Annotated in this window: 9 protein-coding genes; 5 read left to right on the plus strand and 4 right to left on the minus strand. The window is 39.2% G+C overall.

Going from position 1 to position 9,975, the window contains the following annotated elements; all coding sequences use genetic code 11:
* Positions 1-183: 183 nt before the first annotated feature.
* From ybeD to lipA, 3 genes are all read left to right on the plus strand, one after another.
* Entirely contained in the window at positions 184-447 is a 264-nt protein-coding gene (gene ybeD / locus FGD67_RS07280; RefSeq protein ID WP_257174378.1) for a DUF493 family protein YbeD, read from the plus strand.
* Positions 448-523: 76 nt separating this feature from the next.
* Positions 524-1,183: a lipoyl(octanoyl) transferase LipB gene (lipB, locus tag FGD67_RS07285; RefSeq protein ID WP_257174379.1), complete on the plus strand. Its 660-nt coding sequence runs from the start codon at positions 524-526 to the stop codon at positions 1,181-1,183.
* Positions 1,173-2,141 carry a lipoyl synthase gene (gene lipA, locus FGD67_RS07290; protein ID WP_257174380.1) on the plus strand — a complete coding sequence of 323 codons (969 nt, stop codon included), beginning with the start codon at positions 1,173-1,175 and terminating at the stop codon, positions 2,139-2,141. Before lipB ends, lipA begins: the two co-directional genes overlap by 11 nt.
* Before the next feature lie 208 nt (positions 2,142-2,349).
* Here the strand turns inward: lipA and FGD67_RS07295 are convergent, their stop codons facing one another.
* The 3 genes from FGD67_RS07295 to prmB all read right to left on the minus strand — a co-directional run bounded on the left by FGD67_RS07295 (position 2,350) and on the right by prmB (position 5,625).
* Positions 2,350-3,522: an MFS transporter gene (locus FGD67_RS07295; RefSeq protein ID WP_257174381.1), complete on the minus strand. Its 1,173-nt coding sequence runs from the start codon at positions 3,520-3,522 to the stop codon at positions 2,350-2,352.
* A gap of 20 nt (positions 3,523-3,542) precedes the next feature.
* Positions 3,543-4,634 carry a chorismate synthase gene (gene aroC, locus FGD67_RS07300; RefSeq protein ID WP_257174382.1) on the minus strand — a complete coding sequence of 364 codons (1,092 nt, stop codon included), beginning with the start codon at positions 4,632-4,634 and terminating at the stop codon, positions 3,543-3,545.
* Between the two features lie 61 nt (positions 4,635-4,695).
* Entirely contained in the window at positions 4,696-5,625 is a 930-nt protein-coding gene (gene prmB, locus FGD67_RS07305) for a 50S ribosomal protein L3 N(5)-glutamine methyltransferase (RefSeq protein ID WP_257174383.1), read from the minus strand.
* An 89-nt stretch (positions 5,626-5,714) separates the two neighbouring features.
* Between prmB and smrB the strand changes: the two genes are divergently transcribed.
* Complete coding sequence (gene smrB / locus FGD67_RS07310; protein ID WP_257174384.1) at positions 5,715-6,257, plus strand: endonuclease SmrB; 543 nt, start codon at positions 5,715-5,717, stop codon at positions 6,255-6,257.
* Here smrB and sixA read toward each other — a convergent pair.
* A complete protein-coding gene (gene sixA / locus FGD67_RS07315) occupies positions 6,244-6,726 on the minus strand; it encodes a phosphohistidine phosphatase SixA (RefSeq protein WP_257174385.1) in 483 nt (160 codons plus the stop codon). The two genes, smrB and sixA, sit on opposite strands and share 14 nt — an antisense overlap.
* 295 nt (positions 6,727-7,021) lie before the next feature.
* Between sixA and FGD67_RS07320 the strand changes: the two genes are divergently transcribed.
* Positions 7,022-9,817, plus strand: coding sequence for an insulinase family protein (locus FGD67_RS07320; RefSeq protein ID WP_257174386.1), 2,796 nt, complete (start codon positions 7,022-7,024; stop codon positions 9,815-9,817).
* Positions 9,818-9,975: the final 158 nt, after the last annotated feature.

Consider the following 9,975-nt stretch of genomic DNA (forward strand, 5'->3'; position numbering starts at 1 on the left):
CGACAAGCAAATTAACGGCGACTGATCACATTTACTGTAAATAGTGTTAAAATATCGACGATTTACATATTCAGCGCATTAATTTTTACCACATGGATTGGTCTATTGGCGATTAAATCGAATAATACACCTATTATTAAGCGCCTTTAAAATACTAGTGCTTTACCAATCAAGAGAAAATAAATGAATACTAAGTTTGATGAATTATTGGAATTCCCAACCGTTTTAAACTTCAAAGTTATGGGCGTTGCTTGCGACGAATTACCTGATTTAGTTGTTGGTGAGTTGCAAAAACATACGCCGGGTGATTACGCACCGAAAGTGAAAGCAAGTTCTAAGGGTAACTATCATTCAATTTCAATAGCCGTTACCGTCATCAGTAAAGATCATATAGAAACCATCTATAAAACGCTTAATGCTATAGAAGAAGTGCGTTACGTTCTTTAATCCTTACTTTTTGCATGGTGTATTCAAATTATTATTCGGATACAATTAGCTAAGCGAAATTTATAGAGATATATTTTTGAAAAACACATTGATTATTCGGCAACTTAATACTATCGACTATGTCGATGTTTGGCATGCCATGCAAAACTTCACCGATAATCGAGATGAAAATACGGCTGACGAACTGTGGCTGGTAGAGCATCCTCCGGTATTTACTCAAGGACAAGCAGGCAAGGATGAGCATCTCCTTATGCCTGGCGATATTCCTGTGGTGAAAGTTGACCGTGGAGGACAGGTTACTTATCACGGCCCTGGCCAACAGGTGATCTATTTTATGATCAATCTACGTCGTAGAAAAATGGGCGTTAGAGAATTAGTGACATTAATAGAAAATGGCATCGTCGCATCAATGGCAGACTTTGGCATCAATGCTAATGCCAAGCCAGATGCTCCAGGAGTTTATGTTGACGACAAAAAAATAGCCTCTTTAGGTTTACGAGTACGTAAAGGCTGCTCTTTTCACGGCTTAGCATTAAACGTCAATATGGATTTATCACCATTTTTACGCATTAACCCCTGCGGTTATCAAGGCTTAGAAATGGTACAAACAATCGATTTGCAAGGCCCCGCCACCGTAGTTCAAGCGGGTGAATCACTAGTTAAACACCTAAGCAAACTACTAAACACTGAGCATTTATCTTATCAAACGGGATTGGAAACAGGTCATGACCACTAAATCATCACGCATTACTCCAGGTACAAAATTACGTGACGCCGAAAAAATGGCGCATATTCCTATCAAAGTGGTTACTTCTGAGCGCGAGACTATGCTGAGAAAGCCGAATTGGTTACGCATTAAGTTACCAAAAAGTTCTGAGCGTATTGATAATATCAAAGCAGCATTGCGTAAGCATGACTTACATTCAGTCTGTGAAGAAGCATCATGTCCAAACTTATCGGAATGTTTTAATCACGGCACGGCAACCTTTATGATTTTAGGCGATATTTGTACTCGCCGTTGTCCATTTTGTGATGTGGGTCATGGTCGTCCCCTGCAAGCAGATAAAGATGAACCTCGTAAATTAGCATTAACGCTAAAAGATATGAAGTTGAAGTACGTGGTGATCACCTCCGTTGATCGTGATGATCTACGCGATGGTGGTGCTCAACAGTTTGCTGATTGTATTACTGAAATTGCTCAACATTCTCCGCATACCAAAGTTGAAATTTTAGTACCTGATTTTCGTGGTCGTATGGATCGCGCTTTAGAAATTTTAAATCAAAATCCTCCACATGTTTTCAACCATAACCTTGAAACAGCACCACGCTTATATACTAAGGCTCGTCCTGGTGCTAACTATCAATGGTCATTAGATTTGCTGAAAAAATTTGGTCAAGCAAATCCTAGCGTACCCACTAAATCAGGCATTATGGTTGGCTTAGGTGAAACTAACGAAGAAATTCTCCAAGTGATGCGTGACTTACGTGCTCATGGCGTTACTATGTTAACTATTGGTCAGTATTTACAGCCGAGTAAACATCACTTACCTGTTGAACGTTATGTTCATCCAGACGATTTTGATATGTTTAAACGTGAAGCCGATAAAATGGGCTTTGATCATGCAGCTTGTGGTCCATTAGTACGCTCAAGTTATCATGCTGATAAACAAGCGGCTGGTGAAGAAGTGAAATAACGCTACCTTTTCGTTATCGCCTTGTCAGTAAAAAATACTAAGCTAGCAGCGTAAAGTGCTAGCTTTTTTATTAGCGAAAATCAGCTTAACCTGAGCTCGGGCTAAAGAAATTTGACTGCTCAGAAGTCACGTTTACAAGCGAATAACGAGTAACAATAACGTTTGATGGGTACTTAAAAACCATATTGATTGAAGTATCTTAACTTAGTTAACCTGAACTCGTTGCTTTTCGCTCAATAAACTGAGTGCGCAAAAATAAAGCTAAAATACCACCAACCAAGGCGGTGATCGCGGCAAAATCAAAGGTAGCAACAGCGCCTAGACCATCTTGCCACAGTATCCCAGCGACATATGCCCCAACCGCACCACCAACACCATAAACACCACCAATATAAATCGCTTGTGCACGACTTTGTTGGTTAGTATTAAAATGCTTTTGAATAAAAGCAATACTGGCACTATGGTATAAACCAAAACTTAACGCATGGATCAGTTGCGAGGCTGCTAAGGCAATATTACTCTCAGCATAATGCCCGACCAAAAACCAACGAAAAGCCGTAAATAAAATACTAATGCTTAACAAGGTTTTTAATGAAAAGCTTTTGAAGAAAATAGCGGCAAAAACAAAAATACCGATTTCGGCGACCACGCCAATAGCAATAAAAATACCGATCAGAAAACCAGAGTAAGTTAAGCTTTTAAGGTATAAAGCAAAAAAAACATAATACGGACCAAAGCTCATCTGTAACATTAAGCCAGCAAAGAAAAACAGCAAAAAATTACCATTAAACACTTTCGCTTTAATAGAAACATGATCAACTAACGCTTTATTAGCTACTCGGGGTTGCTTGCTTAATAAGGTGGAAATAAACAGCCCAGCCAATATGGCCATGCCAATGTAACTGAATGCTTCCGTAGAGTAACGCTCAATTAACTCGCCACTGACCATAGCAGCAATAATAAAACCAATACTGCCCCATAAACGAATACGAGCATATATTTTTGCACTTCTGCGAATAGAGTTAAGCGTCATCACCTCTATTTGCGGTAAAATAGCCGTCCAGAATAAACTAAACATCGCTAGACTAAACATTAATGGCCAATAACTTACTGTCCAAATAATTAAACTAAAACAAAGAAGAGACAACAAAGCCCCTACTTTTACGATAGTTAATTGTTTACCTGTTCGGTCAGCAAGTTGCGCCCACAATGACGGTGCGACAATTTTTGTTGCGGTGATCACCGCTAAAATCTCACCAATTTCAAGTGAAGTAAAACCTCTGCCATCGAGAAAAACCGATAGAAAAGGCACAACTAAACCTAAGATACCAAAATACCAAAAATAATTTGTCGATAAACGAAAGAATTGTTTTGAAACCACGCGTTAGCAATCCGTTGACGTTAGCGCTCGATATCTGGAGTTTGACAAACAACATCAGCATTTTGCGCTCGATGTCTTAAATAATGATCCATCAAAGTCAGCGCTAACATTGCTTCTGCAATAGGCACAGCGCGAATACCAACACATGGGTCATGGCGACCTTTCGTCACAATATCAGCAGCCTGGCCAGCAAGATCAACCGTTTTACCACTTACACCAATACTAGACGTCGGTTTTAGCGCAATAGACGCAACAATGGGTTGGCCAGAAGAAATTCCACCTAGCACGCCACCGGCATGATTTGAGGCAAAACCTTCCGGTGTTAATTCGTCTCTGTGCTCAGAGCCTTTTTGATTCACTACAGCAAAACCATCACCAACTTCCACAGCTTTCACGGCATTAATCCCCATTAAAGCATGAGCAATCTCGGCATCTAGACGATCAAAAATAGGCTCGCCTAACCCCACAGGGACATTATTGGCCACAACCATCAATTTAGCACCAATAGAGTCTTTTTCGCGCATAATGCCACGCAATAACTCATCTAATTGTTCAAGTTTGCTAGCATCAGGAAAGAAAAATGGGTTCTGTTCAACAATATTCCAATCAATATTCTCTGCACAGACTTCACCAATTTGCGTAACACAGGCTTGAATAGTGATGCCAAACTTCTGCTTTAAATATTTTTTAGCGACCGCGCCGGCAGCAACGCGCATCGCGGTCTCGCGCGCAGATGAGCGCCCACCACCACGGTAATCACGAATGCCATATTTTTGCCAGTAGGTATAATCGGCATGACCTGGACGGAATGTTTGGGCAATATCACCGTAGTCTTGCGAACGTTGATCGGTATTTTCAATCAATAAGCCAATGGGTGTACCGGTAGTTTTGCCTTCAAAAACGCCCGACATTATTTTAACTTCATCGGCTTCTCGACGTGCCGTAGTAAAGCGAGAAGTACCCGGTCTACGGCGGTCAAGATCATGCTGCAAATCAGCTTCATTGAGTTCAACTCCAGGAGGGCAACCATCAATAATTGCGCCTAAACCTAGCCCGTGGCTTTCACCAAATGAAGTAACTGTAAATAACTTACCAAAAGTATTGCCTGACATAGTGATATTGACCTGTAAATATTATTTAGCTAAACCGTCAAATGTTCCATCAACGGTTGAATTATTCGTGACCGGAAAAGTCCTGCTGATATTGCTCTAATTGTGCTTTCGTTAAACGGAACACGCCATGACCACCGCGTTCAAATTCCAACCATTGAAACGGTACACGAGGAAAAGCCGCGGTTAAATGCACTTGTGAGTTGCCCACTTCACAAATTAATACGCCATGCTCATTTAGATGATTAGCCGCTTGCGCTAGAATCTGGCGTACAATGTCTAAACCATCAAAACCGCTACCTAAGCCCATTTCGGGTTCATGTAAAAATTCTTGCGGTAAGGCGTCAATATCTTCTTGATCGACATATGGTGGATTTGTCACTATTAAATCATAGCTTTGCCCAACAACCCCAGAAAAAACATCAGATTGAATTGGAATAACTTGTGCTGATAAATCATGACCTTCAATATTAATTTCTGCGACATTCAGCGCATCAATAGAAAGATCTAAAGCATCAACTTCAGCCTCAGGAAAGGCCACCGCGCAAGCAATAGCGATGCAGCCACTACCGGTGCATAAATCTAAAATTCGTTGCGGTGAATAAGCAATTAAACCATCAAAGTGATTATCAATTAATTCGCCAATGGGTGAACGTGGCACTAACACACGCTCATCAACATAAAACGGTAAACCACAAAACATTGCTTGGTTAGTTAAGTAAGCCGCTGGCAGTCCATCAACGATGCGACGTTCAAACAATTGTAAAATAGCGACTCGCTCTTGTGAAACTAAGCGGCATGACATCAGCTCAGCAGACATAGCTAGCGGTAAAGCCAATTGATGCATAACCAAAGTTAGCGCTTCATCCCACGCATTATTTGTCCCATGACCAAAATACAACTCAGCCTGGTTAAACTGACTAGCACCAAAGCGCACATAATCATTAACGCTATGCAATTGTTCACTTACCTCTGCAAAATTTATTATTTCCACGCTTTCCTCTGGCTTAACTTCAATTATAGATATTATTTTTTATTATACTTTCACTTGTTATTGTTCGTCGATGTTTTTAGACTTCGCAAATGAAATTTAAAGACGCACTTAATGCGGAAGAAAAAAAGTTATTTAAAGATGCCATAGGTAAGATAAAACCTATGGTGCAGGACAGAGTACACCCGGTAAAAAGAACCGGCAAGCAGAAAACCGCTTTAACGAAACAAAAAGATAAAAAAGCCCTAGCTGAGTTTCATTTTTCCGACGAATTTGAACCTGACCTAAATAATCACGGACCGGTCAAATATGTCCGTGATGGTGTCGATAGTTTTGAAGCGAAAAATTTACGCCGAGGACGATATGCCCCCGATTTAATTTTAGACTTACACGGACTTGATCAACAGCAATCAAAACGCGAAATAGCGGCACTACTGGCTGCTTGTGAAAAAGAGCATGCCCAATGTGTTTGTATTGTTCATGGTTTAGGCGGGCGAGTATTAAAAAATAAAGTACCACACTGGCTAGTACAGCACCCGGATGTTATGGCATTTCATCAAGCACCATTAGAATGGGGTGGCAATGGCGCCTTACTGGTTTTAGTGGAATTAAAAGATAAGTTTATTCGAGATTAATATCATTAGGCGACACTAAAGTGACAAGTTCACCTTGCATCCGCTCGGTATCGTAGTCAATTTGTGCTACAGAGGCGGTTTGAAATATCGGCATAGCGTTATCACTGGTTAACTCAGCAACTAAATAACTGACTAAAGGCATATGCGAAACCAGTAACACTTTTTGATATTGCTTATCACTACAAATAGCATCAAGATAATCATGTACATCTTTAGGATTATCTTCAGGCGTTATAAAGTTTACTGTTTCTTTGTAAGCCACATTACCAAGCGCAGTAAGCACAGCATCAGCTGTCTGCTGCGCTCGTAAATAAGGGCTGATAAAAATAGCATCAATTGTAGCGGCGTTTTTTAATAACCACTGGCCGATCATGCTAGCTTCAGTGACACCGTTGGCGGTTAACGGTCTGAGTGCATCAGTTGGAGCAACCATATCGGCTTGGCCATGACGCATAATAAAAATTTGCATAAACACCTTAATTATATCAAATAAAATAATGCTTTTAGCTCTTAGCGAATAACATTAATTTATTAAGTAGTACAACACGCTTTAGCGACATAGCCAAACCACACGATAGGATTTTATGCCATTTAGCTATAAAATTAAAAATTGCGGCTATAGTAAAGGAATTGTTTATCTTTTATAACAGCTGTTTAGAATAAAATAGACTCATGTTATTCCTTAAAGTAATTTAATAGCATAATAAAAATAACACTTAGACCATAGCTAGGCCTTGCTATAGCTAGATTCTGCGAGAGAAAAAGTGAAAAAAAGCCCTAATGACACCAAGCAATATAAAACCATAACATTAGCCAATGGCTTAAGAGTATTATTAGTGCACAATGCGGAATCTAATAAATCTGCTGCAGCACTAGCAGTCAACGTTGGTCATTTCGATGATCCTAATCACCGACAAGGACTGGCTCATTTTTTAGAGCATATGCTATTTCTTGGCACCAAAAATTTTCCAGATGGCAGCGAATATCAAAAATTTATTAATGAACATGGTGGTAGTAATAATGCTTGGACCGCAACCGAACATACTTGCTTCTTCTTTGATATTGGATACCAACATTTTGGCTTAGCCATAGAGCGTTTTGGCGAGTTTTTTACTGCGCCATTGCTTTCAGAAGAGTTTGTTAACAAAGAGCGTAAAAACATTGATGCTGAGTTTAAACTCAAGCTTAAAGATGATATTCGACGTCTTTATGATGTCCATAAAGAAACCATTAACCAAGCCCACCCTTTTGCTAAGTTTTCTGTCGGTAGCAGTGAAACGCTAGCGGATAAAACCGGTTATAATTTGCGTGATGAGGTATGCAATTTTTTTCAAAATAACTACCAAGCTCATTTTATGACTTTAGTTTTAGAGGGACCACAGACCATCGCTAAATTAGAGGCTTTAGCAAACAACCACTTCTCTAAAATAAAATCAGACGGAGTGGCTAAAACAACCATTAGCCAACCACTTTATCGTCCAGAGCACCAGCAAAAGTGGATATCTGTACAGCCGGTAAAAAACGATCAACAATTGATCATTAGTTTTGCCATGCCTAGTATTGATAAATTCTATCGTCAAAAACCTGAGTCTATCCTTGCTTATTTAATCGGGCATGAAGGCCCCGGCAGCATATTATCGTTATTAAAAAGCAAGCAATGGGCTTTAGCATTGACCGCAGGTTCAGGCATAAACGGCTCTAATTTCAAAGACTTCAACATTAGTATTTCCCTCTCTGAACTAGGCAAGAAAAATATTAGCGCTATTATTAGTATCGTGTTCTCATATCTAAACTTATTGAAGCAAGATCCGCTTCATGAACAATATTATCAAGAAAAAAAAGCCTTAGCAGAATTATCATTTTCTTACCAAGAAAAACTATCACCCCTTGATTCTGTCAGCCAACTTGTTATCAATATGCAACATTATCCCCAACAAGATTACATCTTTGGTGATTATGTTATGCAAGGGTTAGATGAATCAGTGTTCAACACTTTACTAGGTTATATGGTGGCAACCAATGTTCGCATTATTGTTATAGGTAAAAACATTCAAGAAGAATCACATAAAAACACGAGCAAATGGTATCAAGTACCTTACTCAATCACTGATATCAAACAAGCAAAAATTGAGCAATGGCAACAAGCGCCCTATTTAACTGAATTATCTCTACCCAATAAAAACCCTTATATAGTGTCGAAGCCAGAGCTGATCTCTGACGACAGAAAAGAAAATCCCCCTTTAACGCCACCAACAAATATTTGTCAAGAAAGCGGGCTAAATGTTTGGTTTAAGCAGGATACAAGCTTTAACACCCCAAAAGGTTATATCTATCTCTCCATAGACTCACCTGCGGTCATAGAAAATACCAGCACAATCGCAATGACCCGCTTATTTATTGACTTATACAGTGACGCAGTTATAGAAGAGCATTATGATGCTGAGTTAGCAGGCATTCACTATCACCTGTATTCACATCAAAGTGGCCTAACATTACAATTATCTGGCATTAGTACCAAGCAAGAGCAACTATTACCTTTATTATTAAATAGCTTAATGCAATGTGACTTTTGCCAAGAAAAGTTCGAATTATTTAAACAACAGCTACTGAGTCATTGGCACAATGCAGAAAACAGCAAATCAATTTCACAGCTATTTGCTAATCTTAGTGCCACAATGCAACCTAAAAGCCCTAGTAGTCACACCTTAATTAATGCCCTGCAACAGGTCGAATTTAATCAGTTTAAAAGTTTTATAACACAAATTTTTCAGCATACGGCCATAGATGTACTCATCCATGGTAATTGGTCAAGACAGTCAGCAGACAATATCATTGCCGACATTAAAACCATATTTAAGGGAAAGTTATCACATAAAAATCAAGTGAAAATTCCTTGTATTGATATACAAGGACAAGGAACATTGACTATACCGATGGAGTTACCCGAACACGATCATGCCGCGGTTCTCTATTACCCTATGCCGAAAAAAGATTTACACACGGTGGCATTAACCATGCTAACCAATCAGCTATTATCACCTATTTTTTTCCAAGAAATGCGCACAGAAAAACAATACGGATATTTGGTTGGTGTCGGTTTTATCCCTATTAATCGTTATCCGGGTATTGCTTTCTATATTCAATCTCCGCATACCAACTCAGCCACTTTAATAGCAGCAATGGACAGCTTCATTGCTAAAGCAAGCGACTATATAGCCGAGCTACCTAAGGAGCATTGGCAACACCTACAATTTGGCCTAGCAAGTCAACTACAAGAAAAAGATACTAATCTAAGAATAAAAAGCCAACGTTATTGGGCGGCAATTTGCAATAAAGAAGCCTCTTTTACAGAAAAGCAAAAGCTTATTGCAATCATTGAAAGTGCATCAATAAATGATGTCGCTAAATTCCTGCAACAGTATTTTAATGGCGCAAAAGCTAAGGATCGCTTGTCTTTACTCAGTTATGAGAATAGCGCTCAGTTAGAGAAAATGGCCAATAACTTAATAAATAATGACAATATCTCAACTTTATTAAAAAAGTGTCAAAAAAAATATTAGCTTTACCGATACAGAAAATAGATATTTTATTGACAAAAACGCCCCTTATTGCCCAATACAATAACACCAAAGATTGACTTAACACCTCACATCATTTGTAATGGGGTGTAGCGCCCAAAAAAATAATAATAACAGCATACTCAAAGATCTGGGTATGA

Origin of the sequence: Colwellia sp. M166, from assembly GCF_024585285.1 — a bacterium.
Classification (GTDB): Bacteria; Pseudomonadota; Gammaproteobacteria; order Enterobacterales; family Alteromonadaceae; genus Cognaticolwellia.

Bases quoted from the DNA above. Each gene is read 5' to 3' on its own strand.
- smrB (WP_257174384.1), top strand. From the start codon at position 5,715: ATGAAATTTAAAGACGCACTTAATGCGGAAGAAAAAAAGTTATTTAAA.
- lipA (WP_257174380.1), top strand. From the start codon at position 1,173: ATGACCACTAAATCATCACGCATTACTCCAGGTACAAAATTACGTGAC.
- ybeD (WP_257174378.1), top strand. From the start codon at position 184: ATGAATACTAAGTTTGATGAATTATTGGAATTCCCAACCGTTTTAAAC.
- aroC (WP_257174382.1), bottom strand. From the start codon at position 4,634: ATGTCAGGCAATACTTTTGGTAAGTTATTTACAGTTACTTCATTTGGT.
- sixA (WP_257174385.1), bottom strand. From the start codon at position 6,726: ATGCAAATTTTTATTATGCGTCATGGCCAAGCCGATATGGTTGCTCCA.